The 25,046-nt window shown below is 67.3% G+C and carries 26 protein-coding genes and 2 pseudogenes; 6 read left to right on the forward strand and 22 right to left on the reverse strand.

Annotated features, from left to right (window positions below):
* The first annotated feature begins 10 nt into the window (after positions 1 to 10).
* Positions 11 to 1,474: an alpha/beta fold hydrolase gene (locus tag ABZT74_RS29035; RefSeq protein ID WP_356439503.1), complete on the forward strand. Its 1,464-nt coding sequence runs from the start codon at positions 11 to 13 to the stop codon at positions 1,472 to 1,474.
* A 338-nt stretch (positions 1,475 to 1,812) separates the two neighbouring features.
* Here the strand turns inward: ABZT74_RS29035 and ABZT74_RS29040 are convergent.
* The 4 genes and pseudogenes from ABZT74_RS29040 to ABZT74_RS29055 all read right to left on the reverse strand — a co-directional run.
* A pseudogene (locus tag ABZT74_RS29040) lies at positions 1,813 to 1,938 on the reverse strand (helix-turn-helix domain-containing protein); the annotation flags it as partial.
* Positions 1,939 to 2,274: 336 nt separating this feature from the next.
* Positions 2,275 to 3,807 (reverse strand): UvrD-helicase domain-containing protein, encoded by a 1,533-nt coding sequence (locus ABZT74_RS29045; protein ID WP_356439669.1) that lies wholly within the window; start codon positions 3,805 to 3,807, stop codon positions 2,275 to 2,277.
* A gap of 70 nt (positions 3,808 to 3,877) precedes the next feature.
* The gene (locus tag ABZT74_RS29050; RefSeq protein ID WP_356439506.1) at positions 3,878 to 4,738 is read right to left on the reverse strand and encodes a DUF6083 domain-containing protein; all 861 of its coding nucleotides are present in this window, start codon (positions 4,736 to 4,738) and stop codon (positions 3,878 to 3,880) included.
* Between the two features lie 167 nt (positions 4,739 to 4,905).
* Positions 4,906 to 5,169 carry a helix-turn-helix transcriptional regulator gene (locus tag ABZT74_RS29055; protein WP_356439508.1) on the reverse strand — a complete coding sequence of 88 codons (264 nt, stop codon included), beginning with the start codon at positions 5,167 to 5,169 and terminating at the stop codon, positions 4,906 to 4,908.
* Positions 5,170 to 5,796: 627 nt separating this feature from the next.
* Here ABZT74_RS29055 and ABZT74_RS29060 point away from each other — a divergent pair.
* Positions 5,797 to 6,351 (forward strand): hypothetical protein, encoded by a 555-nt coding sequence (locus ABZT74_RS29060; RefSeq protein ID WP_356439511.1) that lies wholly within the window; start codon positions 5,797 to 5,799, stop codon positions 6,349 to 6,351.
* Positions 6,352 to 6,356: 5 nt separating this feature from the next.
* On the opposite strand, the gene ABZT74_RS29065 is transcribed toward ABZT74_RS29060, so the two are convergent.
* From ABZT74_RS29065 to ABZT74_RS29085, 5 genes are all read right to left on the reverse strand, one after another.
* Entirely contained in the window at positions 6,357 to 6,566 is a 210-nt protein-coding gene (locus tag ABZT74_RS29065; protein WP_356439514.1) for a DUF6417 family protein, read from the reverse strand.
* Between the two features lie 59 nt (positions 6,567 to 6,625).
* Entirely contained in the window at positions 6,626 to 7,630 is a 1,005-nt protein-coding gene (locus ABZT74_RS29070) for an RNA polymerase sigma factor SigF (RefSeq protein ID WP_356439518.1), read from the reverse strand.
* Positions 7,630 to 8,178, reverse strand: coding sequence for a sigma-70 family RNA polymerase sigma factor (locus tag ABZT74_RS29075; protein ID WP_356439520.1), 549 nt, complete (start codon positions 8,176 to 8,178; stop codon positions 7,630 to 7,632). Before ABZT74_RS29075 ends, ABZT74_RS29070 begins: the two co-directional genes overlap by 1 nt.
* The gene (locus ABZT74_RS29080; protein ID WP_356439523.1) at positions 8,175 to 8,369 is read right to left on the reverse strand and encodes a hypothetical protein; all 195 of its coding nucleotides are present in this window, start codon (positions 8,367 to 8,369) and stop codon (positions 8,175 to 8,177) included. The genes ABZT74_RS29075 and ABZT74_RS29080 overlap by 4 nt, the downstream gene beginning before the upstream one ends.
* 308 nt (positions 8,370 to 8,677) lie before the next feature.
* Positions 8,678 to 9,142: an ATP-binding protein gene (locus ABZT74_RS29085; protein WP_356439527.1), complete on the reverse strand. Its 465-nt coding sequence runs from the start codon at positions 9,140 to 9,142 to the stop codon at positions 8,678 to 8,680.
* A gap of 290 nt (positions 9,143 to 9,432) precedes the next feature.
* Between ABZT74_RS29085 and ABZT74_RS29090 the strand changes: the two genes are divergently transcribed.
* Positions 9,433 to 9,669, forward strand: a complete 237-nt coding sequence (locus ABZT74_RS29090) for a DUF397 domain-containing protein (RefSeq protein ID WP_356439530.1) — start codon at positions 9,433 to 9,435, stop codon at positions 9,667 to 9,669.
* A 91-nt stretch (positions 9,670 to 9,760) separates the two neighbouring features.
* Positions 9,761 to 10,666, forward strand: a complete 906-nt coding sequence (locus ABZT74_RS29095; protein ID WP_356439533.1) for a helix-turn-helix transcriptional regulator — start codon at positions 9,761 to 9,763, stop codon at positions 10,664 to 10,666.
* Between the two features lie 37 nt (positions 10,667 to 10,703).
* Here ABZT74_RS29095 and ABZT74_RS29100 read toward each other — a convergent pair whose 3' ends face one another.
* The 10 genes and pseudogenes from ABZT74_RS29100 to ABZT74_RS29145 all read right to left on the reverse strand — a co-directional run.
* Positions 10,704 to 11,522 (reverse strand): SAM-dependent methyltransferase, encoded by an 819-nt coding sequence (locus ABZT74_RS29100; protein ID WP_356439535.1) that lies wholly within the window; start codon positions 11,520 to 11,522, stop codon positions 10,704 to 10,706.
* Positions 11,523 to 11,685: 163 nt separating this feature from the next.
* A complete protein-coding gene (locus ABZT74_RS29105) occupies positions 11,686 to 12,093 on the reverse strand; it encodes a hypothetical protein (RefSeq protein WP_356439537.1) in 408 nt (135 codons plus the stop codon).
* Between the two features lie 155 nt (positions 12,094 to 12,248).
* Positions 12,249 to 13,229 (reverse strand): helix-turn-helix transcriptional regulator, encoded by a 981-nt coding sequence (locus ABZT74_RS29110; RefSeq protein WP_356439539.1) that lies wholly within the window; start codon positions 13,227 to 13,229, stop codon positions 12,249 to 12,251.
* Positions 13,230 to 13,545: 316 nt separating this feature from the next.
* On the reverse strand, positions 13,546 to 13,815 hold the full coding sequence (locus tag ABZT74_RS29115; RefSeq protein ID WP_356439542.1) for a hypothetical protein: 270 nt from the start codon (positions 13,813 to 13,815) through the stop codon (positions 13,546 to 13,548).
* Positions 13,816 to 14,411: 596 nt separating this feature from the next.
* The gene (locus ABZT74_RS29120) at positions 14,412 to 15,092 is read right to left on the reverse strand and encodes an HNH endonuclease family protein (protein ID WP_356439545.1); all 681 of its coding nucleotides are present in this window, start codon (positions 15,090 to 15,092) and stop codon (positions 14,412 to 14,414) included.
* A gap of 249 nt (positions 15,093 to 15,341) precedes the next feature.
* The gene (locus ABZT74_RS29125) at positions 15,342 to 16,061 is read right to left on the reverse strand and encodes a helix-turn-helix domain containing protein (RefSeq protein ID WP_356439547.1); all 720 of its coding nucleotides are present in this window, start codon (positions 16,059 to 16,061) and stop codon (positions 15,342 to 15,344) included.
* Positions 16,061 to 18,187 carry a hypothetical protein gene (locus ABZT74_RS29130; protein ID WP_356439550.1) on the reverse strand — a complete coding sequence of 709 codons (2,127 nt, stop codon included), beginning with the start codon at positions 18,185 to 18,187 and terminating at the stop codon, positions 16,061 to 16,063. The genes ABZT74_RS29125 and ABZT74_RS29130 overlap by 1 nt, the downstream gene beginning before the upstream one ends.
* A 23-nt stretch (positions 18,188 to 18,210) precedes the next feature.
* Positions 18,211 to 18,807 (reverse strand): DNA-binding protein, encoded by a 597-nt coding sequence (locus tag ABZT74_RS29135; protein ID WP_356439552.1) that lies wholly within the window; start codon positions 18,805 to 18,807, stop codon positions 18,211 to 18,213.
* Between the two features lie 461 nt (positions 18,808 to 19,268).
* The gene (locus ABZT74_RS29140; RefSeq protein WP_356439555.1) at positions 19,269 to 19,754 is read right to left on the reverse strand and encodes a hypothetical protein; all 486 of its coding nucleotides are present in this window, start codon (positions 19,752 to 19,754) and stop codon (positions 19,269 to 19,271) included.
* Between the two features lie 205 nt (positions 19,755 to 19,959).
* Positions 19,960 to 20,064: pseudogene (locus ABZT74_RS29145) on the reverse strand (IS5/IS1182 family transposase); the annotation flags it as partial.
* A gap of 196 nt (positions 20,065 to 20,260) precedes the next feature.
* Between ABZT74_RS29145 and ABZT74_RS29150 the strand changes: the two are divergent.
* Positions 20,261 to 20,449 carry a hypothetical protein gene (locus ABZT74_RS29150; protein ID WP_356439557.1) on the forward strand — a complete coding sequence of 63 codons (189 nt, stop codon included), beginning with the start codon at positions 20,261 to 20,263 and terminating at the stop codon, positions 20,447 to 20,449.
* Between the two features lie 172 nt (positions 20,450 to 20,621).
* On the opposite strand, the gene ABZT74_RS29155 is transcribed toward ABZT74_RS29150, so the two are convergent.
* Positions 20,622 to 21,158, reverse strand: coding sequence for a hypothetical protein (locus tag ABZT74_RS29155; protein ID WP_356439561.1), 537 nt, complete (start codon positions 21,156 to 21,158; stop codon positions 20,622 to 20,624).
* 285 nt (positions 21,159 to 21,443) lie between these two features.
* Positions 21,444 to 22,391 carry a pentapeptide repeat-containing protein gene (locus tag ABZT74_RS29160; RefSeq protein WP_356439563.1) on the reverse strand — a complete coding sequence of 316 codons (948 nt, stop codon included), beginning with the start codon at positions 22,389 to 22,391 and terminating at the stop codon, positions 21,444 to 21,446.
* 431 nt (positions 22,392 to 22,822) lie between these two features.
* Between ABZT74_RS29160 and ABZT74_RS29165 the strand changes: the two genes are divergently transcribed.
* Positions 22,823 to 23,640, forward strand: a protein-coding gene (locus tag ABZT74_RS29165) for an IS5 family transposase (protein WP_356439565.1) whose coding sequence is annotated in 2 segments (ribosomal slippage) — positions 22,823 to 23,165 and positions 23,165 to 23,640 — 819 coding nt in all. Because the reading frame shifts where the segments join, the coding sequence is not laid out codon by codon here.
* 262 nt (positions 23,641 to 23,902) lie between these two features.
* Here ABZT74_RS29165 and ABZT74_RS29170 read toward each other — a convergent pair.
* The gene (locus ABZT74_RS29170) at positions 23,903 to 25,039 is read right to left on the reverse strand and encodes an SEC-C domain-containing protein (protein ID WP_356439568.1); all 1,137 of its coding nucleotides are present in this window, start codon (positions 25,037 to 25,039) and stop codon (positions 23,903 to 23,905) included.
* Positions 25,040 to 25,046: the final 7 nt, after the last annotated feature.

Genomic DNA, 25,046 nt, shown 5'->3' on the forward strand with positions numbered 1-25,046 from the left:
GGCAGCAGGCATGACAACTCAGCCTCACCAAGACCCTGTCACCGCCCAGTTTTTGCGCGGCGACACCGCTGTCCGGCTCGACCTCGCCCGCGATCCGGCAGCAGCCGACCCTCTACGCCGCCTGCTGGGACACGCACCATTCGAGGAGCTGCGAGAGATAGCCGGCCCAGCAGAGGGGGCTCATCTCTCCGACGGCGGCCCCGTCAACATGGTCTTTGTTCCGGGCGTCATGGGTAGCTATCTGGCCAGCGAGCCGCTCGGGGGTGTTTGGTGGATCGATGTCATGAGCCGCAACCAGATCAACGATCTGGCTCTCGCTCCGGATGGGCTTACCGACGTCGACCCTAGGTTCAAGGTCCAACCAGTCACCGTGGCGCCTACCTACACCGGCTTCCTCGCGGCCGCCTTACGGCACCGCGATCTCACCCACCAAGCCTTCGCCTACGACTGGCGCAAGCCACTGCACGTCAGCGCCGATGCACTGCACGAGCGTCTCACCGCGATCTCCAATGGCTTCGGCAGAGGGCCCATCCATCTTGTCGCCCACAGCATGGGCGGCCTTGTCGTCCGGACCGCGTTGATGCGGCATCCCAGCCTATGGGAGCGGATCGGGAAGGTCGTGTTCCTCGGTACACCCCACTATGGCTCGCCTTCCATCGGCGGGTACCTAAAGAATCACCTGTGGGGTTTTGACAAGCTGGCTCTCCTCGGCCGCTACCTGACCCGCGACACCTTCCGCACTCTCCACGGTGTGCTGAGTCTGCTGCCCGCACCCGCTGGGGTATACCCCAGCACCGAAGGGACCAGTCAAGGCACCGCTTACGACCACCCTTGCGCCAATTTCAACCTCTATGATGCAGCCGCCTGGCACCTAGACCTGCCCCTCGCCCAGGAAATCGCGCTGCAAAACATCCTCCACGCCAGCGCGCAACACCATCACGACCTCAACGAGTGGCACCACGCTCTTGACCAGAGCCGACGCGACCGCATGACCGTTATCGCCGGCACCGGTTACAAAACCCTCTTCCGGCTCGCCTATAAGCGTCGCTTGGGCTACATGTGGCACCACATGGACCGGACAACGAAAAGAACCCCCCACTTCCCCAACGGAGACAGCGACGGACGCGTCCCACTCGCCTCCGCGATGCTCCCTTTCGTCGGAGAGACCCGCTACACGCACACAGAACACGGCAAACTCACGGATGACGCGTCCGTGCAGAACGACGTGTGGAGCACCTTGACCGACGGACGCCTGCGCCTCGCAACTACTTCAGCGGCAGCTTTAGAGGGTCATCTTTCCGAGGCCGGCACCAAGTCCCACGCGCTCGCCATCCCGCAACTACCGGAGCCGCTGTCGGCAGACGACCCGGGATACCTCGACTTCGATCCCCCCAACCAGGAACGGCTGCGGCAGCTCGAGAAGGAACTTGCAGCAGGTGACCTGCCCGACTTTCAACGACTACGGCTCCTCTGACGCGGCAGCACACAGTTGCCAGAGACATCGGCCGCGGGCTGGCTGACGGGCAAAGCGCCGTCGGCGACCCAGCTGCGAGAAATAGCCGTGAGTTGTGGGTGAGCCGACTTCAGCACTTGCTCGTGTCAACTCACCCACAATTCATGGCTATTTCTCCCCGGAAAACGGAACCACCCATGAGCTCTGCGCCCGCGGAGGGCTCCCGGGCGCTCCCGGACGACGTGTCAATCCTGTTCGTTCACGCCCTGTGGGCCGCCACCCTTGGTGACGGTGGGGCCGATCCTGCGAACTTGCGGAATGGTGGTGACCATGTGGAGTGTCGCCCGTTCGCTCAGGCAGACCGCGGCCTTCGTGACGTTGAGATGCTCGGCGATCGCACGGAGAGAGGTCCTGTCGTACCCCTGTCCCGTGAAAAGCTCCACGGCCGTCTCTTTGATCCGTGCGCGGGTGGCGCCCCTGGTCATCGTGCGGCCTTCCCTTTCGTGAAGCACGTGAGTGACTCTGAGGTCCGGCGGGCCGCTGCGCTGCGATGGGGACTGTGCCCCAGGCATCGGGTCGTGTCCCCCAACCGATCCGGAGGGGGCATGAGTTGACCGCATCGAGAGCTGGTGTGCAGAACAGCGAGGCTCGTTGCAGACCCTTGGGTGCGATGGCCGACGGGCGGCTCCTCCCTTAAGCGTTGCACGAAGTTGCCGTGATGATCTCTCCGATCCGCTCACAGTTCCTGCAGCACGTCGTGGGTGAGGCGGAGTGGTTGGCGAAAGAGGTCACCTGGAGCTACCGATGCACCTCACGGGCGTTCAGCCAGCCGGCTGGGGCCGGCCGTGCCCGTGTGCGGACGAAGGCTGCATCCAGGCGGTTGGTGCCCCCGGCGTGCCGTCCGGGTGCTCGTGGATCCAGGACAGGCCCCCCAAGTCGAGCCGTTGGCGAGTTCGGGTGATTGCTACGTAGGCCAGTCTCGCCTCGGCGTCGTCGATGGGTTCGGGCCGTGTCGGGGGGTCTGTCTGGCCGCCATCAGGGCTGCTGGTCTTGGGGCGCTGGAAGTCGTCTGCGATGAGCACGCATGGCCATTCACGGCCTTTTGCCTTGTGCGCGGTGGAGACGGTGATCTGCGCTTGCGGCTCGGGGACGAGTTGGGCGACGGCGGCGAGGATGGCCTCGGTGCCGTGGGAGTCCACCAGGTTGACCAGCGGCTGCAGGTCGCGTCCTGCCGCGTCGTGAGAGGCGTAGTCCTGCAGGGCGGCCCAGTGAGGGAAGAGAACGAGTTCGGGGTGGTGCGTGCGACGGCCTTCCTTCAGGTCGTTGGCAGCGAGAGCCAGTGCGCGAAGGCTGTCCCCTCCCCCGGCCAGGGCAACGCGAAATCCAGTGTGCATGAGGGTCATGACCTGGGCCATGGCTCCGACGTTCGTGCGGCACAGGACAGCGTCCGGGGAGATGACCGGGCCGATCTCTGTCGGTACGTCGGGGGTTCCGGTGAGGCGGATCGGGGCAGCTGCGAGCGTCAGCCAGCGGTTGGCTTCTTCGGCGAGGCTGGGGCCGAAGCGGAATGACTGGGACAGTGCGAGCTGGGTGCCGTCGAAGGCGGTCATGACGTCTTTGGCGCCGCGCCAGTCGTAGATGGCCTGGGCGGAGTCGCCGACCATGACGAGCTGGGCGTGGTCGCGCTGGGCGAGGAAGATGTCTTCGACAACGGGGTTGGTGTCCTGGGCTTCGTCCAGGAACAGGAAGTCGGCGTCGATTTTGGGCTGGGTGAGGGCCCAGATTTTCAGGTAGTGGTCGTGCTCGAAGCGGACGGCGCCGTTGTCGGGGTGTTGAAGGTCGGCCCAGGCCTTGCGGGCGAACGGCACGATGTAGTCGGCGAGTTGAGCGTGAAGGATCACATCCTCGAGGCCGCGCAGGCGGGGAACGTGGTGTGGGGTGATGGTGGCGTCGGCGGTGTGGCAGAAGCGGGTCACCGTGCGCAGTGCGGCGTTGGAGAGGGTCTTCTGTGACAGGTCTCGTTCGCCGATGCGGATGGATTGGGTGATGCCGAGGGTTTGTCCGGTCTGCGAGGCGGGGCGGCGTGGGGAGTTGAGGCGGCGGGTGTATCTGCGGCCGACGGCGGCGAAGGCGAGGGCGTGGGCGGTTTTGCAGCTGACGGTGGGCGGGAAGCGTGCGCTGGCGTCTTGGGCGATGGCCCGGTTGTAGGCGAGGTAGCGGCCGCGTCGCTTGGTGGCGTGGGCGAGCTGGGCGAGCGTGGTGGTCTTGCCGGTGCCCGCTCCGGCTTGCAGTGCCAGGTGGTCTCCCGAGTGGAAGGCGTCGGCCGCGGCTTGCTGTTCGTCGGTGGGTTTCAGCACGGTGTGGCTCCGCGGGTTGTGGGGTGAGGGGGTTGCAGGGCGGCGGGTGCGCTGAGGGGCATCGTCGTCATTCCGGCCTGCACTGGGTGGACGGAGTGTGGGGCAGACGGGTGTGGAGGTGCGCTGCGTGAAGGAGGGGGTCGAAGACCTGCCATCCGGCCGGCGTGAGATCTGCGGCGCCGGGGGCTGCGGCGTGGGCTGGGCAGCGCTGGGTGCGCCAGCGCAGTTGCTCGGCGTAGGGCAGGCGGCTGAGGTCGTAAAGGGCCATCAGCTTTGCGGGCAGGGCGAGTTGGCCTCGCTGGGGGCTGACGGGCAGCAGTGTCCATGCGCCTTGGGGCAGGGTGGGGTGGAGGACTCGCTGGGGGCAGCGGGTGCGTTGGCGGGTCTGTGCGACGCACTGGAGGTCTTCGAGGGCGGCGTCGGCGAGGTAGCGTCCGAGCAAGAGTTGCACGACGGGTCGCGGGGGCTGGCCGCGGTCGGCGTGGGGTTCGCAGACGGTGGGTGGGGCGGGAGTGAATCGGCCTGTGTCGATCAGGCGGCGGGTGCGGACGGCAAGGTGGCGACGCAGGGATTCGATGTGCCGGCTGGTCGGGTCGGTGGAGGCGTGGGCCGGGCAGAGAGTGCGGTGTGGGATGCGGCACCACGGGCTGCCGTCGCCGCGGGGATGGGCGATTCCGCCGCTCAGGTGCCAGCGGGCTGGTGGGGGGACCTGTGAGGCGTCGAGTTCTGTCGGGTGGAGGGCGATGAGGCGCTGATCGGAGCGCTGGTACCAGTCGATGCGGTGGCCACAGCCGTGGCAGCGGTCGCTCTGACCGGTGCGCAGGAGGCGGGTGGGGCTGGTGGTGGTGACGCGCAGGGAACGCTGGGGGCGTGCGGTGTGCGGGGCGCTGTCCCAGTGGCATCGGAGGGAAGCGGTGTGGGGGTGCATGGCCGGGACCGTGTCAGCTGTTCCGGCTCGATGGCGGGGTGGAGCGGCCGGGTGTCCCCCGGACGGCCGATCGGGGTCGAATATGCGATCTGGTCGGCGCTGGATTGTTCGATGGCGACTCGCCGGTTCGGGTGATTCGCGGCCGGGGTGTGACTGACGCGGCGTGGTCAGACGTCCGGGGAGCCGGGCGGGGTGTGGTCGTCGCAGAGGGTGTTGAGCAGCTTCTCGATCGGCACGTGGAAGGCATGGGCGAGGGCGTGCCAGGTGGTGAGGCTGCCGGTGGTGCGGCCGTGTTCGAGGTCGATCAGAGTGCGCCGGGCCAGACCGCTGCGAGCGGCGAGTTCGTCGAAGGTCCAGCCGCGCTCGTCCCTCAGCCGCGCCAGCGTCATGCGCAGCGCGCCGAGGTCGGGGTCGGGCGGCAAGATCGTCACTCCACCATCCGACGGTGCAGGACCCTGCCCTGTCAGTGCAGACTTCTGCACTATCCGCGTGCACGGGAGTGACATTCGCAGTGCAGAGATCTGCACTACGGTGCGTGCGTTGTGGGGGCGTCTTTGCCTGGGCCTCCACGAGACGGTGCGGACAGACTGGAGGACGACGGGCGGATGAGGCTTGCCGGCGCGCATCCCGCGATGCGGCGTATCTGGACGGTCGAACTGCGTTCACGGGCAGGCGGCCCCAGGCTCGTCTGTCCGCACTGCACCGTGCACTCCCCTCCTCTCCAGGCCGCCTCCGCCCGGTCCGCCGTGGTGGCACATCTCGCCCGCCACGCACAGAGCGACGCGCTGCCATCCCATCTACGGACCTGCCAGTGCCGGGCCCAGGGATGCTCCTGGCACCTGCGTCACCGCGGCTGTGCCGGTCCTGTGCTGCTCGCTCTGACCAGGGACCGCAGTGGACGAACCTGGCGGCTGTCGGACACGTGCGCAGCCTGCGCGGCCGCCACTAGCCACACCGCCGTGGTGCCTTCCACCCTGGCCGCACCCCGCCCGGCGGCGCGCGCCAGCCGCAGGCACCGGCCGGTGGGCGGTCCTGACGATCGAACCCGGGTGCGGGAGATGCTCAGCTATCTGTCCGCTGCACTCCCCCAGTTCACCTCACCCGCTGCCCGGCTCCTCGCGCTGCAGTGCGCCCTGCGCGCCGACACCAACAGCCATGTCCGGCTGGCTGCGGGACTGCTCCGCGGCATGCGCCTGCACGGTCGCACGGAGCTGTGGGAGGAACTCGAGCACGCCAACTGGCTGCGGCGTGCAGCAGGCAGACACCACGTGGAAGCACAACTGCTGGACACCGTGCTCATGCCCCAGCAGCCGGATAGCCGAGCACGAGCCCGGGCCGCCCACTGGGCACTGTGCCCCGCACCGCTCGCCGCGCCCGGTGGACCATCGGCCGTGTCGCTGGTCTCACTCGCCCTGGCGGCGCAGACGACAGGCGACGCCAGCAGCACCGATCTTGAGGTCCTCGCTCGTCTGTGCGGCCACTCACCAACACAGACCGTGGAACTCCTCGACCGGCTCGTCGCCTCGCATGCATTGACCAGCTGGCGCCACAATCGGCAAAGCGACGAAGTCTTCTGGTGGCTGTCTCTGCCGGGGAGGGACGGCCGGCCGTAGCTGGCTCAGTGCTTTGACGGGATCCGGGCGGCGACCTCGCGGACGAACCGTTCGGCCTCCCCGGCCAGGGGCTCCTCGCTCTTCTCGGCAACGACGAGGAGCAGCCTGAGCAGGTCGTGCGCCTCTTCCAGGGTCAGCAGGGCAAGCCGCTCGGCGGTGTCTTCCATCGAGGCGAAGGCCACCTCATCGAGGTCGAACTGCTCGTAGTCGTTCATGACCAGGCCAACGGCCGGCCTGCATCGAAGTCACGTATGTAGACCGTTCACCGTTGCTATCACTCTTCGACGAGGAGCTTCTCCCGCAGCTGGGCCAGGGTGCGGGCCAGCAGCCGGGAGACGTGCATCTGCGAGATGCCGACCTCCTGCGCGATCTGCGACTGCGTCATGTTCCCGAAGAAACGGAGCAGCAGGATCCGCTTCTCCCGCGGCGGAAGACTCTCCAGCAGCGGCTTGAGCGACTCCCGGTACTCGACACCCTGCAGCCCCTCGTCTTCCGCCTTGAGGGTGTCCGCGACCGCTGGCGACTCGTCGTCCGTGTCCGGAACATCCAGGGACAGCGTGGAGTAGGCGTTCGCCGATTCCAGGCCCTCCAGGACCTCCTCCTCCGAGATGGCCAGCTTCTCCGCCAACTCGTGGACCGTCGGGGAACGGCCGTGCAGCTGGGACAGTTCCGCGGTGGCCGTGGTCAGGGCCAGCCGCAGCTCCTGGAGACGGCGCGGGACACGAACCGCCCACCCCTTGTCCCGGAAGTGACGCTTGATCTCGCCGACCACCGTCGGCGTCGCGTACGTCGAGAACTCGACGCCGCGCTCCGGGTCGAAGCGGTCGACCGACTTGATCAGGCCGATCGTCGCGACCTGCGTCAGGTCGTCCAGCGGCTCACCGCGATTACGGAACCGGCGCGCGAGGTGCTCCACCAGCGGCAGATGCATACGGACCATCTGGTTGCGCAGCTCCGCGTACTCGGCGCTGCCTTCCTGCATCTTGCGCAGCTCGATGAACATCAACCGGGTCGCGCTGCGGTCCTGCGGGTCGTGCCGGATGTTCGGGGCACTGGGCGCGTGCTGGACCGTCGGCTGACTCTTCACGCGGTGTTTGAGCTGGGCAAGGGAGGATTCGACGTCCTGGACCGTGGCCAGAGCCGAGCCCACTTCTTGCTCGGACGCGATCAGGGTCTGCGCGAGTGCGGCAGCGTCGTCCTGATCCTGCCTGTCGTTGATCATCGCTGCCGTCGCGGCCTCGTCGCGTGCGGCAGTGTCATCGCGTTGCCGGTCGTCCATCACTGCCTCCCCTCGCTCGCGTCGATGACGCCCAGTTCGCGCAGTTGCCCGCGTACGTCTTCCAGCGCCTGGCGTGCCCGGTGGAGATGTACGCGCGCCGTGGCTACCTGGATGTGCATCTCTTTGGCGGCATCCCCCAGCGGCTGTCCTGCAATCGCGCAGCGGCCCATTACTTCGCGCTGCTTGTCGCTGAGCAGGACGATGCGTTCTAGGACTGTGCGGTAGGCGCCGCGAGCGTCCATCAAGGATGCTAGATCGATCTCCGGGCCGGCGTGGTCGTGCGCGTCGGTGTCGAAGCCGACCGAGCCGACCTCCTTCTGCAGGCGCAGGACTTCGTGGACGACGGTGGTGCGCAGCCACGGCGGCCAGGACCGTACCGGTTCGAGGTGGGTGGCGTGCCAGCGTTGCCAGCACTGGAGGAAGGCTTCCTGGACGGCGTCGTCGGCTACGGCGCGGCGTCCTCCGGAGATGAACATGGCCTGTGCGAGCAGTGGCCGGTACCACTGGCGGTATAGGGAGTCGAAGGCCTCGTCGGTGGGCGGTGTCATTGGGGTTCCTGGGTATCCAGGCGGACGCTCCAGGTGGTGCCGTCCTGATCGCTCACCTCGGCCTGGCCCCCTCGCACGGCGAGTTCACGCGCCATGGCGGTCATAGCCCGGGAACGGATGTGCTCTCTGAGCAAATACCCGGACGTGCGGACCAGGATTCCCGCCGCCGCGCCGGTTCCCGTGCTTGCCATCAGCCAACCCCACAGTGCTGTCACGGTGTTGGCCTCCTGGAACTCGGCAGTGCAGTTACCAGGAAGAGGGAAATGGCGCCGAAAACGTGTACACAGCGATGGCGGAGTATGCGGCCCCGCATGGCGTGGGCCGGTGTGACGGCCGTGCTCGCGTCCCGGATCGGGGCCTGCGAAGACCAGCTCACTCCGTCCGGCGAGCTGCCGGTCGGCCCCGCGGAGAACGGCGTGCGGAGGATCTTCACGCAGGGAACTGGGGCGAGGTCTCTTCGCTCCGAGTCCGCACGTCCCTGGTGACGTTGCGAGGTGCGTCAGAGGTCCGGTGCGGCCAATACACGCGCCCAGACCATCTTTCCCGAGCGTTGCGGGGGTGTGCAGCCCCAGGATGAGCTGACGGCTTCGACGATGCGCAGTCCCCGGCCGGATTCACTGAGGTCTCCGGGCCATTGGGGCTCGGGAGCGCAAGGGCTCGGATCCGCCACGGCGCATATGACGGCCTGCTGCCTGCGGACGAGTCCTAGCCAGGCGGTCGCGGCGTCGCCGTCGCGGGATTCTGGCTCGAGGGCGTGTCGGGCGGCGTTGGCAATCAGCTCGCCGACCACGATGACCGCGTTCTCAGCGCAGCAGGAAAGCCCCCATTCCTCCAGGACATTCCGGGCGAATAACCGGGCGCGGTGCAGGCCGGCCGAGTCTGCGCTGAAGCGGTGGACGCTGAACTCGGCTGCACTGATGCCCAGTAAGAGGCCCCAGTCTCCGTCGTCGGAGATGTCTGGCATCGATCCTGCTGAGGCTGCTGGTTCGACCGGATTAGATGCATCGTCAACATTCTTGACGTGACACGCTGTAGTTGCGGCATGTGTCGGCACTACTCATCTCCCCGGAGCCGCCCTGTTCGGCGGCCATAAGAATGCCTGGCCCAAGCCAGTATTGTCGCTCCGCCCCGGTGGATGCAATTGCTTCTGAAATTGCATCCCCACGATGAAGGAGGAACGCATGTACCCACGGTGACTTTTCAACAGATCGTCAGCTAGAACGGATTCGGACGCGTTAGCGAAAGAAGGCGGCAATGCAGCAGACCGTCAACGGGGTTTCCGCGAACACGCTCCAGGACGTCACCTGGGTCAAGAGCAGGCGCAGTGCGATCGAGGGGAACTGCGTGGAGCTCGCTGCCCTCCCGGACGGGAGTGTGGCCATCCGCAACTCGCGGGAGCCACAGGGCCCCGCGCTGATCTACACCCGCGCCGAGATGATCGCGTTCCTGGAGGGCGCGCGAGGCGGCGAGTTCGACGATCTGGTGGGCTGATCTCCACGGGAACATGGCTAACTTGGGGAACATTGCGGGCTCCGGGGTGGGAAACTGGTCTTCGTCTTCACGGTCCCCTGCAGGAGCCCGCATGTTCGCTGCCGAGCAGAATCGGTTGCCCAAGCTGGAGCGGTATCTCTCTTCTCCCCGGCACAACCCGACGGCGCTTCGCCTGATTCTGGCTTCGCAGCTGCGCCGGATGCGGCTGGCAGCGTCGCTGAGCCCCATATCGGCCTCGGACGCGTTGCGCTGTTCCGACTCCAAGATCAGCCGGCTGGAGCGCGGGGAGGTGCAGCTGAAGGAACGGGACGTCGAAGATCTCCTGCGTCTGTACGGTGCAGGCCCACAGGAACGCAAGGAGTTCCTCGATCTGGTGCGGCTGTCCAACGAGGCAGGCTGGTGGCACTGTTTCGAGGACGTGCTGCCCAAGTGGTTCGACAAGTTCATCGGACTGCAGGAGGCAGCGTCCGTCATCCGCAGCTACGAGGTGCTGCTGGTTCCGGGGCTGTTGCAGACGCCGGAGTATGCGCGGGCTGTCGGCGAATGCAGCGATCTGGAGCACGACAAAGTGCTGGCGAACCGGCGGGCCGAACTGCGGCTGGCGCGACAGGAGCTTCTGGACTATCCGGACCCGCCGACCCTGTGGGTGGTGCTGGAGGAGGCCGTCCTGCATCGGCGCATCGCACCGCGTGAGGTGATGGAAGGCCAGATGCGGCACCTGGCGGACATGGCTCAGCGTCCGAGCGTTCGGGTGCAGGTGATTCCCTTCGACGCCACGGCGTGCGTGACCGGCGGCTTTCCGATCACTCATCTGCGTTTTGATCCACCGGAGTTGCCCGAGATCGTGTATCTGGAGCACGTGGCGGACGCCGTCTACCTGGACAAGCCCGAGGATGCCGAGCAGTACCGCTCCATCCTGGACCGGCTGCTGAATGCGGCGGAGTGTCCGGATGCCTCCGCCCGGCGGATTCAGGCTGCGGCCGAACGGTATGCCTGAAGGGCAGCCTGCGCGGAGGCCCGCAGGTGCGCGGTCGTCAGACGACACGGCCGATGCCTCCGTACTCGATCCACTCCCGGCCGTTGCTGCGCGTCCGTGAACTCGCGGACGCTCGCCAGGTGGCGACGTCCCCGAGGCCAGGAGCGAGGACGTCCAGCCCTTCGAAGAATCCGTCGACGTCCTGGGGGCGGCGCACGGCTCCCCAGCGGCCGGCGGTGCTCTCGTGCATGAGGTCGGTGACGGCCTGGCGGGTGGCCGGGTTTTCGCTGACGAGCTGGCTGATGGCCAGGAAGCTGCCGACCGGCAGGCGGGCGGCGCAGCGGCGGATGAGGGCTGCGGGATCGTCGCGGTCCGGAATGCAGTGCAGGACGGATACGCACAGCACAGCCACGGGTTTCTTGAGGTCGAGCAACCGCGTCAGGCGGGGTTGGGCGAGGAGTTCGTCAGGGTCGCGCAGGTCTGCTTGGATGACGGCCGTCTGCTCGCTGCCCTCCAGGAGTACCCGGCCGTAGGCGAGGACCATGGGGTCATTGTCGGCGTAGACGACCGCGGCACGAGGGGTGTACCTCTGGGCAATCTCGTGCACGTTGTCCTGCGTGGGCAGCCCGGCCCCGATGTCGAGGAACTGGCTGACCCCGTGGTCTAACGCCATTGTGCGGATAGCTCGTTCGAGGAAGCGGCGGTTGTTGACGGTCAACGTCTGTGTGGTGGGGGCGTGCTCGAGGAGCCTTCGGCAGGTGCTTCGGTCAGCCGCGTAGTTGTCTTTCCCGCCGAGGTAGTAGTTGCACATGCGGGCCACGTTGGGCCGAGTCACGTCGATGGTGTGAGAGAGCGGAGTTCGGTGTTTGTCTTCCATCCGGCTCCTCACCGCCGTGTCAACACGGCACGCGGACTGTGCGGTGTCCATCGTAGGGAGGAACTGATGGCCTGGGCCATTGTCCGGCGAGGGCGACGGCCGGAGCGCTAGGCTGGGAAATTGCCTTCGCTGCAGTGCGTACTGTCGCACCGGCATCCTGGTTTCACATGCCTCTTTTCGCAGTGATCTGGGATTGCTGCAGATTGCGCGAGACGGTGCGGTGGGCCATGCGCAGCTGCGTGGTCACGACGGACTCCTCGACTCCTAACAGGTCAGCTGCCTGCTCGTCGCTGAGACAGAGGCGATGGCGCAGGATGACGACGTCGGCCTGTAGGGGTGGAAGGACGCGGTAGACGACGCTGCAGCGACGCGCGGCGGCACGCGAGCGTACGGCCTGCGCGATGAAGGAACCGAGAATGTCCCACGCCTCCGCCGCAGGGCAGTGGCTGGCAAGAAGACCAGCCCAGTTGGTGGCGACGCTTCCCAGGGCCGCTTCGACGAGTTCACGGCTGAGGGCCGGATCGGCGACGCGGACGCGGGTGTAGCGCAGGTAGCGGTCCTGGTAGTGCATGCAGAAGGCGACGTAGTCCGCAGGCAGGCTGACCTGGAGGCCGGACGGCCCGGCGGGCGCCGAGGCGCACCGGGGCTGGGGTGGGGATGCGGGCGTGTGCCGGGGGGACGGCCTGGGGGCCATCGCAGCGCTCCTGAATCGTGGGCCAGGCCGTCTCATGACGGGTCGCCTTGTTCTTGGTCCTGGTCCGGGTCTTGTCCATCGGGCGTCGTCCGGTCGTTTCCTGCGCTCAGGGGCGGGGGCAGCGGAGCGTCGCCGTCGACCGGGTCGAGGAAGACGAGGAAGGCGTAGTGCACGGATTCCCACAGGGGTCGGAGGTCCGTCGGGGTACCGCCGACGGCCTGGACGAAGGACGCGGTGGTCCTCCAGTCCGGGATGGTGCGCCCTTCGAGGATGTCGTTGATCATGGGCACGCCGAGCGTGCAGCCGCTGGCCTCGTGGATGCGCTGGGGCGAGGGTGAGGCCGCGGCCAAGTACAGTCCGCGCAGGGCTGCATTGAGGCGTGCGGCCGCATCGGGGAGCGGTTGGCGGGCCGGCGGGGTCATGCCGTGGGCGTTCTCCCAGAGAACCGCGAGTTCGTCCGAATCCCCTTTGAAGAGGTCCGCGAGTGTCTCCACGGCGGGCCAGTTCGGCAGGCGTTCGCCGGACATGATCCGGGACACGAACGAGGGTGAAAGATCCGTCGATTCGGCGACCTGACGGATGGTTAGGCCGCTGCTGCGGTGCAGGTGGGACAGCGCCGCGGCCAGTTTGTTGGCGGCGCGGTCACTTGGCTGTGCGCCGCTCTGCCCGTCCGTGCGCAGGGGCGCGGGCGGAGTGATCGGATCGCGCTGCCGCAGTGCCAGCTGCTCAGCGGCGCGCCTTTCGAGTCTGCGGCGCACGGTCTTCTCCGCCCAGCGGGAGCGCGCGGTGGCGGCGCTGACCGAGGCCGCAGCCGCGACCGTCTCCCAGCTGGTGCCCTTCTGGCGGGCGTCCTGTACTGCGGCGCAGGTGTAGTACTCGACTTCCCTCGTCAGTTCGCCGGCCTGGCGCAGAAGGGACTCGAGGTCTTGTTCTGCGTATTCGGAGGCCAGGAGCGTCTGTGCCAGGGCCTGCACGGATTCGGCGATGTTGCGGGCCAAGGGCAGGGGGTTCACGGTCGCGGGTGTGGTGGCAGGGTTGCGTTTCCGCTGCGCTCGGCGACGGCACTGGGGCGTGCAGTACTCCTGCCGTCGTCCCGGCTTGCCAGAGCGTTCGAATCGCTGCCGGCAGTGGCGGCACTTGCCGTACTGAGGGCCGCTGTTCGGCATTGCTTCCTCCAGGGAGGCACGAGGGGCGTTTCTCTCCGGGCCACCGCAGACCTTCATCACTCATCGGTGAAGTGCGGGAGCACCGTCGGGCTCTGCGGTGGGCAGTGCTCCGCACCGCGGCGGCCGGCCGGCCAGATGGCGCAGGCCGGCCGCCGCGGTGTCCTCAGCTGACGCGAACGCGCAGGTAGTGGAGGTGAGAACGCCGTACAGCGGTCCAGAGCAGAGCAAGCACCCCGGCCGTTTCGGGGGCGTGTCGGGTGCCGGTGATGAGGATGAGAGGAAGCACAAGCAGTGCAAGGAAGGCGCTGAGCTGCAGCGTGCCAGCCCAGGCACTGAGGCGGCGGGTTTGGGCGTCCAGACCGTGCGGAATGTTAGCGTCGTAGCCCGGTTGCGGCTTCTGAAGGAAGCCGTAGTCGGAATGATGACGAATCACTGAGGGACCTCTTGTTCTCTTGCTGATTGGTCAACGCATATGAGAGGCCCCGGAGTTGGTTGCTAGCCCGCCCGGGGTCTTCTCGTGCCCATGGACGCTAGCGGCTCGGCGTGACCTTCCGCCATCCGGTTCAGTTCATTAAGCAAACCTTGCGCCTCCAGAAAGACGAATGGGATTGCGCCCCTGCACGGCGCGCTTCGAATGCAATTGCAGCGGGCTCAGGGGCACCCTGGAAATGATCGGAACCGATCAGATCTCAGCCCGAAGGCGCCACATTCGCTTCACACCGACTACCAGGCGTCGGATTCAAGTCACTGGGGCGCATTCGTGCGCCCGCGCATGGGTGTTCCACTTCGGAGACAGGGTGGGTGGTGCGGGTCGCTGGATCGGGTATGCTCCCGCGCCCCTCCCCCACTACCGGCGCACAACTGCGCATGCCATGCACATGCAAAGGCTTCGGTCGCCGTGAGGCGGTCCGTACTCTTCACTCCCCAGACGTCGTCTCCCTGTGGTCATGGGCAGGCCTGAACGCCCCGAAGGCAGTGACAGGGAGGTACTGTCCCTGCGCCAGAGGCGGTTCGGCAGCGTACGGCGCCTCAGCGAGCGAGCGTGATCTCGATCGGACTGTCCGGGCAGTTGCTGAGGATCTGCGAGAGCGCGGCCTTCTCGTCGGGGTCGACGGACAGCTGGTAGCGCGTCTTGTCAGCCACCCAGTCGCCGGCGTACCGGCAGTGATAGCCCACGAAGGGCGGCATCCAGTTCGCGGGGTCCTGGTCGGACTTGGAGCGGTTGGACGCTGCGGAGACGGCGATCAGCGCGCGGGGATCGTCGAGGTCGTTGGCGTAGGCCTCGCGCTCTTTCGGCGTCCACGCCGAGGCGCCGCTGTCCCATGCCTCCGCGAGTGGAACGAGGTGGTCGACGTCGAGCTTCCTGGCGTTGTCGAACTGGGTGTCGTCGTAGGCGCTGTACCAGGACCCTCCGGCGAGTGCGCAGTTCGGGCCTTGCTCGGGCGCGTTGACGGCCTCGTCCAGGAGCACTTCCATGCGGGTGTTGCAGCCGTCTCGGTCTGCGTCGGTCCAGTGCCGGAACTTGGAACGCTCGTAGCCGGCTCGGCTTTCGCCCCTGAGGGGCAGCGCCTTCAGCGCGTCACGCACGGGCATGACGATGGTGTCGCCGGGGGCTGTGGTGCGGTCGGGTGCTGCGGGCGCCGCATGGGCGGTGCCGGTCTGGGTGATGAGCAGGGCAACGACAGACAGAGCGGCGCGGGTGAAGCGCACGGCGGACCCCTTCGAAGATCGCTAACTGGTCTTGATCTTCGTAGCGGTTCTGTCGATGGTCGGTCGGTTTTTCCGCGGCGGCTCACCCGTCTGTGGCAGTGCAGTGTGATCGCCATACGTGTGGCGGCTGGGGCGACGGCGCCGGGCGCGGAGCGGCTCTGAAGTGCTCGGGGCGGAGGAACTGGGAAGGCTGTGTGCGTCGTGCGGGCCTGCGGAGCTTCACGCGGGTGCGTCGCTGTCCCGCTGGCGTCAGCGTGGGCGCCAGGTCCGAACTTCCAGGTGCAGGATGTGGGCGTCGGGGTGGATGCGTCCGCTCTCCACGAGCCACTGGTGCACGGCGGCTGTCACGTCTCCGCCTGCGGCGTCCACGCGGCGGGCGAAGTCGGCGGCGTCGTGGCCTCCGGTCTGTGCGGAGCCGTAGGCGCGTTCTTCGGTGTGGTCCGCGCGCTGGATGACGTCGCGACGGATGCCGGGTGAGTCGGTGCGGCTGCCGGAGGGGTGCAGGTAGCCGGTTTTGGCGAGGCGGACGGTGAAGGCCAGGCGCAGGCCTTGGCGAGCGGCTTCGGCGATGAGGGGGCGCAGGCGGGAGGAGCCGGAGGCGATGGCCTGGGCGCCGACGCGGCCGGTGCCGGAGCCGGTGGGGGTGATCAGCACGGCCTTGCTGCGGACGCGGGCTCTGGTTCCTCTGGCTGTGGTGCGGCGGGTGGTGTGGCGGGCGGCCAGGGAGGCGAGTTCGGGCAGGTCGGTGATGCCGCCGGTCTGGACGGCGGCCAGGACCTGCTGCAGGGCAGGGACGAAGGCTGCGCCCTTGTTCTTTGTGTAGAACTGGGAGACCAGGGAGGGGTCACGGTTGATGATGCGGCCGATGTCGCGCTTGGTGTAGCCGGCTGCTTGGAGCTGGTCGGCAAGCCGGGCGGCCTCGTTCAACTGGCTCTGCTGCGTGGAAGGGGTGCGGCGGTGGGGTGACATCAGGCCTGTCCCCCGTTCTGGGTGAGAGCGGTGCGTCCGGCGTCGCGCAGGGCGAGAAGTTCTTCCTCGGTGGTGGGAGCGGTGACCGGTCCGGTGAGGTGGCCCTTGAGGAGGTAGTCGCCGGGCTGGTTGTGGTGGGGCCAGTGCTGGGGGGCGGTGAGGTAGAGGGCGTCGGTGCGGAAGGCGACCACGGTGCCGGGTGCGGTGTGCAGGGCGCCGGCGTAGGTGTTGTCGTCGCGGTGGCGCTGGGTGAGGAGGGCGGCGCGGGCGCCGGACCAGATGGAGGCGGCCCATTCGGGGTGGGCGTTGGGGTCGCGGCTGAAGCCGGTGGGCTTCTGCCAGGTGATCAGTTCGTCGTCGAAGCCGATGATTTCGGCGTCCGGGGGGACGTCGCGCTCCGCGGTGCGGGGGGTGGTTCCGGTGACCATGCGGGGGCGCTGGGCGAAGCCGCCGATGCCGTACAGGAGGATGGAGCGCACGGCGCGGGAGGCGAGGTGCGCGGCGCGGGACTGCTGCGGGTCGCCTTGGAAGTGGGCCTGGGCGGAGAGGTTCGTCCAGGCTTCCTTGAGTCTCTTGGCCCAGTCGTCGAGGGGCTTGCCGTCGTCCCACAGGATGCCGTCGAGGATTTCGATCTTCCACGGGGCCAGCGGGTTGGTGAGGGCGGTGTGGACCTCGGGTCCGCCGGCCCAGGTGGTGAACGTGGTGCCAGGGGCGGCCGGGTAGTGCCAGGCGCGGTCGCCGGGGGCGGGGGCGGGGAGGATGCCGACGTGGTTCCAGGTGTCGGGGACGGTGACCCGGATCTGCCAGTGTCCGCAGCCGTACAGGGCGCGGGTCTGTTCCTTCTCCGACCAGGCGGCGAACGTCTGGGCGGTGATACGGCGGGGGGTGCCGACCGGTGACTTCCAGGTGTGCTTGGCGTAGGCGAACGTCCGGTCGTACTCGACCAGTTGCGGCAGCTGTTCCGGCACGCGGGGCGGGAGGAGGAGTTCGTTGCGGCCCTGGCCCGCGGTGGCGTGCAGCAGGCCGCGCAGCTCTTCCGAGAGGACGGGGAAGCCGTCGGCGTGCTGGCCGCGCTGGGGGATGGTGCGGGTCCACAGGTCCCTGCCGGTCTGGGACGGGGAGCCCATGATGACCGCGTCGTCCCAGTGGCGGCGCAGGGCCTGCCACAGAAGGACGAACGCGTCGCGGACGGTGGCCGGGTCGGCGCCGTCGACGTCGAACCACTCCCCCACCGAGCGGATCTCCACGTGCTGGTCTGCGTTGTCGCGCTGGTAGCGGCCGACGGGGTTGCGGGCGTGGACGAAGTGTCCGGCCATCCGGTCGCGGCCGCGGCCGGTGTCGGTGCGCCAGCCGGGGGTGGGTGCGTTCAGCCAGGCGGCGACCGCGTCGCGCAGGTAGGGGTAGCGGTCGGCGTCCCGGTGCCAGGGATCGCCTCCGGTGATGTAGATGCGTTCCACCCCCTCGGGCAGGATGTGGAAGACGGCGTTCAGGATGGCGGCGACCGAGGCGTCGGACAGGTCGAGGTGGTGAACCTGCTGGCGGTGGACCAGCACGCCAGTGTCGGTGTCCAGGAAGACCATGGAGCGGGCCTGCTGGGTGAAGTTCGGGTGCTGCGAGAGGAGTTTCGGCGTGTGGGAGAACCAGCCGTCCCCTTCGGTTCCTTCGGGGATCGAGGGCAGCTCTCGGGGAGCGTTCAGGGCCGCAGGCCTGACCGGGACGGGTTCTCCAGGAGTGCCGTCCACTGCAGGGAGCTCTGCAGCCGGCGTCTGGTTGCCCGGCGTCGGCGGCGCTGCGGTTGCGGCCTGAGGTGCAGGCTCCGGGACGGCGTCGGCGGGGCGGGGGCCGCTTTGGGGAGCGTCGCTCTCGGGCAGGGGTGGGGTGGGTGCGGGTGCGGGTGCGGTGAGGCTTTCCGGAGCCAGGGCGGGGGCGAGGGTGACGATGTCAGCCACGCTCAGCCCGGCGGCCGGAGCGATGCGCTCTGCTTTTGCTTTGCCGTATGCAGCTAGGTGGACGATGCGTTGGTCGCGGTCGGCTTCCAGTTTCGCCAGCGCGGCCCGGGTCTTTTTGATCTCGTCCCGCACGGTGCGCAGCTCGGCGAGTGCGGCGTTGTGGCTTTGTGCGTCCATCGGGAGTTCCTTTGGAGGGCGGTTCAGCTGGCGGAGTGGGTGGCGACGTAGGCAATCGCTCCACCGGAGTGCGAAGCGAGCCGTCTGCCCAGCAGGAGGTCGGCGAGTTCTCGGTCGTCGTCCAGGCCGTCAGGGATGACGACTCGGGGGGTGACGAGGTCGGTGACGTAGCCGGCGAGGCGGGCGTCGGGAAAGGCGTGACGGCCGCCGTTGCCCTTCTCCCATCGGTGGAGGCCGGTCAGGACCGCCACGACGTAGCCGGACAGGGTTACCGGCAGCACTCCCCCGGCGGCGACGCTGGGTGCATCGCAGCGCCACCAGCCGCGCAGCGCCTTGAGGAGGTCTTCGGGGGTGAGTGCGGTGGAGAAGCCTATCCAGTCCCGGTCCGGTTCGTCGGAGCGTTGGGCAGCGTCGACGCGCAGCACGGCGATCTCCGGGGCGTCCAGGCGGTGGAGGACGGCGCGTTGGCGCGTACTGAGGGCGTGGACTGCGGGAAGGGGGGTCATGACGCGGACGCCGCGCTGGGACAGCCCGGGCAGCAGTCCGGCATGGACGAGGCGGCGGAAGGTGGTTACCGCACACCCCAGCTCTTCGGCTGCCTGTCCGGTTGTCAGCAGCATGCGCCTCCCCTTTAATATATGCGTCATCAAATATCTGATGAGGCATCATGTTAGGAGGGCTGAAGGCCCCTGTCAAAGAGCCAATGCCAGTCCTGCGGGGCTGTATCCGGGTAGCGGGCGAGGCTGCTCGTGAAGTCAAGGCGACGTCGTCGCACAGTCCCGCGGCCTGGCGCACGCCGCAATCGGCGTGCACGACGTCCCTGTTCGCAACGGTGTCGCCGAACCGCACTCAGCCGTTGGCTACCTCGCCCAGAAGCCACTCGCGGCCCTGATCGCAAAGGCTGCTCCAGCTGAGCGACGCCAGCCGGGCCCGCACTCCCTGACGGCATGGCTGGATCGCGGTAAGCAGTACTACGCTGAGGTTGGCGAGCTGAGGCCTGTCTCTTCTGCCGGGCAGCGCGGCGGGTGCGGGCGCCCGTTGACGGAGGGTAGCCTCGAATTCCCGCCGCTGCTGTGGACCGCTATTGGGTCGCTTCGGCCTCGAGTTGGGCGGCGAGGGCGTTGAAGGCGTTCACGTACTGGTTCGCCGCTCGCAGGTTGGCGTTCTCGGGCGTCACGTTGTAGGTCTGGGCCGCTCCGTTGCCGAGCGTGATGTTGATGACGGCCGCACCCTTGTTCTTCCGGCCGGTGACGGCTGCTGCGGTACCGAGGGTTGCCGCGCCGGCGACGAGGCGTGTGGCGGTCCAGCCCTTGTGGGCCCCTGCGTTGACGAACTCGGCGTGTCCGCCGCGGACGGGGCCAAGGCTCGTCTCACCAAACTTGGACGACGGCCAGGTTTTGAGCAGAGCCGCCATGTTCAAGGTGGACTCGGCGGGATGAGCGCGCCGCCATTCCTTGAGGGCGTCCTTCTCTGCTTGACGCTGGGCTGCGGCCTGGTCACGGAGCCTGCGCTTCTCGGCCTTTTGGACTTCTCGTTGGGCGGCCTTCTCCGGGTCTCTTTTGAACATGATGATCCCCCTTAGACGTTTCGTTCGGGTGGGCATCATGCGCAGCGTCGGGGTGATTGTGTGGCCGATTGCCTATGTTGTAACCCTGAGGTGATCCCCGGCTCCAGCAACGTCGGCCTACGCGAACGACGCTGCAGGAGCCGGGGATACGGTGTGGGCCACTCGCTCGACCAGGTGAGGACCGGGCAGCGGTTGCCGAACCACCTGTCCGCCAGTATGCGGCGATCAGCAGAACCCGGTCCGCAAGGGACAGGCTCCAGGGTCGTCCCGGACGTTCCTTATCGGCGCCCTCGCGACACAGCACGGCGATCGCCGTGCGGAAAGAGGTCTCACATCCACTGTGGTACCCGAGCAGTCCGTCTCGTCCGTGATTGACCCCACCACCCCCGCACGTGGGCGTTCATCAACCGGCGGACGGGCGTGCCGACGTCGTACACGTGCATGCCCGGCTGCACGATCGACCACTCCCGCGACATTGCCACACCGATGTACCTGGAGGACGTCTGGTGCTGGTTCTGGGCGGAAGGCCTGACCCTACCGGTGAACGAGAACGGCACCCCGAGGAGTATCAGGTTCTCTCCGCGGTGATCAAGGTGGAGCCTGCGTCGCCGCAGATCGCCGAGCGTCTGCCGTTCGCGGTCGTCGAGCTGGTCGACGACCACTTCATTGAGGACCTCGACCCAGACGGGCTGTAGACGGTGATCCGCACCCTGTCTGGGCGGGTGGAGCAGATGCGGGAGACGCACCGCCGCCTGGTCGAGGTGCGCGCCGAGTACATGCAGCGGACGAACGTCTGACGCCCTGCGACGTATGAACCACCGAGTGGCCGGGCGGTTCACCGTCCGGCCCACGGGATCAGTCCGACCCCTATCGGCCTTCCCGTGCAGCGGGAAATCCTTGAAGGGTCGAGGAGTCAGGCTGGTCGAGGGCTTGTCGGGCGAGATCCGCAAAGACCGGTAGCCCCCTGTTGATTTCGACCAGGTGCCCGTGAGCATTACCGAGGTACGGGCCCTGCTCTTCTCGCGACATGTCGAGCAGGACCACTAACTCTTCAGCGTGGCGTTCGAGCTTAGCTGCCTGGTCGGCGACGGAGCGTGGGCCTTCTACCGCGACGACGGGGAGCGCCGCTCGAACCGCGGGCCAAAGGGCTTCGAGTTGCGGTATCTCCACGGTGAGGCCTTGCTCGCTCTCGACTGCAAAGAAGCACCTGTCGACTTGGTGACGGAAGGCGGTGAGGGCGGCGATAAAGTTGCTGTAGGCCTCGCGTCTTCCTTGCCTGCGCCATTGGGCATGTTGACCTCTCCCTTGGAGCCGGCCAGTGAGGTAGGAGGAGCCGAGCGTGCCGCCCGCGCCGAGTAAGCCTCCGACGCCAGCCCCGAGGAGTGCTGCAAGTCCTGCATCCATGGCCACGCAGTCTGCCTCATAGGGGACTTCGCGTGGATCGACGCATGCATGGCGCAGGCGAAATCAGTGGGCTCAGTGCCGCGAGACGTGCCGACGGGGGCCGAGTGAGCGGGAGCACGACACGGTGGCCCGGTATCTGCCGGCGAAGGCGTTCGCGGTGGATCTGCCGGATCTGCCGCAGCCGTTCGTGACCGAGCTGGCGGCCTGATGTCTCGCGGCAAGCCAATGATCAAGCGGCCGGGCGGTGATCCTCGGCCGTTCCGGCTTGTGTGAGGGAATGGCTCGCTATCCAGGGTTGGCCTCGCCAAAGGACGGATTCCCGGTCGGTAGCTTGGTTCCTTCATCCGTGTACAACCTCTGGTTGAGCAACACCTTGGGGTTGGCAATGTTCCGCAGGTCGGTTCCGTTGAAGGAGCAGCCGTCCATGCTGCCGGGCAGGATCGTTCCGACGAGTGACGCTACTTCGAATCGGCAGTGGTACATCGCCGAATTGTGCAGGTCTGCGCCGTCCAGGTTTGCTGCGCTGAAGTTGGCGTATTTGGCGTAGATGTCAACGAGCGAGGCGCTTGCGAGGTTGGCTCCTTTAAAGTCGGCGTTCTCCCAGTTGCCGCCCTCCGAAATGGCCCCTTCGAGGTACGCCCCTTGCAGGTCTATGCCGTAGGAGCCCGGACCGCTGTACGGAGGCCGGTGGGCTATGACGGTGAATGCGGCCTGCCTGTCGCCGGAGATCATCCCCTCGTCGTCGTTGGGCGGCTCGCGCAGGAATGCGGCGAGTACCTTGATGACGGTCTCGTGATCCTTCTGCGAATCGCCCATGATTCGTTGGAGTGCGTAGATGCCGCCGAGGCGCTCGGTGATCTTGTCGGACGCGAGAAGCTTGACAGCTTCCACGTAGCGTCCGGTGACCTGGCCTTCGCGTGTTAGTTCAGTTTGCTCTCTGTCCTTTTCCCTTGTGTGCTCGAACAGCTTCTCGGTGTGTTGGTGGCTACGGTGCGTGTACCAGAGGCCTGCCGCGGTGAAGCCGCCAGCGGCGATGGCGACGAGCATGGTGCGGAAGCCGGTGACGATGATCCCGGCGCTGGAGACCAGGTTGCCTTTGCCGTCTCGGAGGTGGTGGCCTTCGATCCACCAGGGGCCCCAGATGAGGAGCACGATGAAGGCTGCTGTGCCTGTTGCGGCTAGGGCCCAGTGCCACCAGGGGCGCGGCTTCTTGGCGGGATGCTCGTCGCTCATGCTCGGCATGATGTCCGTGCTGTTGTCGCGGCATGCGAGGAAGGGAGCTTTTCAGAGGTGGAGTTGAGGTTGTCGACGGCGTACGACGGGTTGGTCGCGGGTGCGGTGATCGTGGACGGCGGTCGGGTGTTGTTGATCCGTCGTCGGTGGCCGCGGGTTCACTGGTGTGGTCGTTTCCGTCGGGAAAGGTCGAACGGCGCGAACAAGCCATTCGCTTTCGAAGTCGCCACCGCTGTACTGGAGGCGGTCAGGCAGTTTCATCCGTGAGCATGCCCTGTTGAAGGAGCTGCTCAAGACTAATCCGCACTGCTGGGCCATGGAGCGGAAAGCCTCCTGTTGCCGTTGCCAATCCAGAGCTCGACTGGCAGCGGCGCTGACGGATGTAGTCCTAAGACCGTGTCCTACGTGGGGTTGGGTCGTTGGGCTTGGTTATGGGGCGGGGTACGTGGAGTTGGATTGTTCCGGACGGGTTGTGGGAGATCGCGGAGCCGCTGATCCCGCCGTCGAAGGTGCGGCCGCAGGGCGGCGGGACGCAGGACACGCCTGATGAGACGCTGTTCGCTGCGATCGTCTATGTGCTGGTCAGCGGGTGCGCCTGGAGAGCGTTGCCGCCGTGCTTCGGGATATCGAAGTCGACCGCGCACCGCCGGTTCCTGATCTGGTCGCGGGCGGGTGTGTGGGGCCGGTTGCACGAGGAGATCCTGCACCGCCTGGACGACGTCGGCCTGCTCGACCTCTCCCGAGCAGTCCTCGACTCAGCCCACGTGAGGGCGAAAAAGGGGGCGACCTCACAGGTCCGAGCCCCGTGGACCGGGGCAGGCCGGGCTCCAAGATGCACGTCCTGTCGGACGCGAACGGACTGCCCGTCGTCGTCGGCATCTCGGCGGCCAACACCCACGACAGCGTCGCCCTGAAGCCCATGATCCAGGGTCACCAAACGAGACACGACCCCCATCGCGGCCGGTACTTCAAGCCCCGGCGTCTCCACGCCGACAAGGCCTACGACGTCCCTCACCTGCGAAAGTGGCTGTGGGGCAAGCGCATCGGTGTCCGTATCGCCCGCAAGGGCATCGAGTCCAGCGAACGCCTGGGACGCCGCAGATGGGTCATCGAACGCACCATGTCCTGGCTGACCGGCTACCGCCGGCTCAACCACCGCTACGAACGCTATCCCCGCAACTACCTGGCCTTTCTCGGCCTCGCCGCGGCCATGTGCTGCTACAAGCGACTCCTCAAGCTGACCACGTAGGACACGGTCTAAGTAGAACTCGAGGTAGTCGATGCGCTCGAGGGTCACAGTTTCCGCCGTGTGGGCGGGCCTGGTGCGGTGGAAGTAGGAGGCGCCCAAGGCGTCGCGGGTGTGATCGAGGAGCCGTTCGACCGCCCGTCCCTCCACCGGCACGGGCGTCCCTTGCACGCTCGAGGGCCCCGGTCCGCCGTAGCGGTGCCGTAAGGACCGGGCCGAAGGAGCAGCACAGATGCGGGCGTGTTCCGCCTGTCAGGACGGCCTCTCACGGCTCGGCGGCTGGTGGGGGCGGGCTGCTGGGCTGGCCCCACCGGTGTACGCATCGTTTGTATTTGCGGCCGCTGCCGCACGGGCATGGGTCGCTGCGCTGGGGCGACTGGTCGCTGCCGCCTGCGTAGGAGAGGCGGTTGAGGCCCAGGATCTCCACGGTCAGCCCGATGTCGTCCATGATCCACTTCGCGAGCGAGAGACTGTTTTGCACCACCTCGGCGGCCAGGATGAGAGCATCAGCGGCAGCGTGGGCGACGGTCGGTGCAACGGCGTAGCCGGAGTCGGCGAGCGGTTGCAGGGGGTGGCGTGCGTACTGCTCGATGGCGTGGGATTTGGGCCGGTCCGAGGCTCGCAGCACGGTGTAGGTGGTAGCGGAGCCGAAGCTGGGGTGGACTGCGTCGCACAGCCATTCGTACAGGTCGAGCACGTCGACGGTGGTGGTGTTCTTGGCGAGTTTGTTGATGTAGGTCATCACGTTCGTGCTCTGCAGCACGGGCGGCCGGCCGGAGCTTTGTCCGACGCGTGAGGCGTACTGGAGTTTCGCCAGGCGGTTGTTGAGGTCGGTGCTGAACCGGGTGAGGGAGGCCGTGGTGGGCGGGCCGGCTTTTTTGAACGTGTCCCACGCTTCGTGGAGGAGGGTCGTCTCGTGGGTAAGTGCGGCTGCGCCCTCCAGCAGGGAGCGGGAGCATGCCGCCGCGACGAGCAGCTGCCAGCGGCCAAGGGATTCGACGGTCTGCTCGGCCAGTTCGGCCGCGCGCCACAGCTGGGTCAGCCGCCAGGCGCCCATTCTCATGTGCAGGTCGGACAGGGCGAAGTGGGCGATCCAGTCCCGTGAGCCGAGTCTGGAGGTGTCCTGCATGAAGGGGCTTGCCTTGCCCGACCAGGTGCCGTCGGGATGGGCGATGGTGACGAACGTCCAGGTCTCCTCCGGTGCGGCCGCGTTGAGCTGGTTGGCGAGTTCGACTGTCGCGTCATGGACGTTGTGCGCGTGCAGCGGCATGTTGAAGTGGGCCACCGCCTCTGTGCTGGGGGCGTCGTCGTCGGCCAGCCTCGCCAATTGCCGGGCCGACGCCTGGACTCGGTCGGCCCGTTGCCTGCCCAGGGCCCGCACAACTCGTTGTTCGAAGCTCACGTGCTCC

The organism is Streptomyces sp. NPDC005302, assembly GCF_040607345.1.
Classification (GTDB): Bacteria; Actinomycetota; Actinomycetes; order Streptomycetales; family Streptomycetaceae; genus Streptomyces.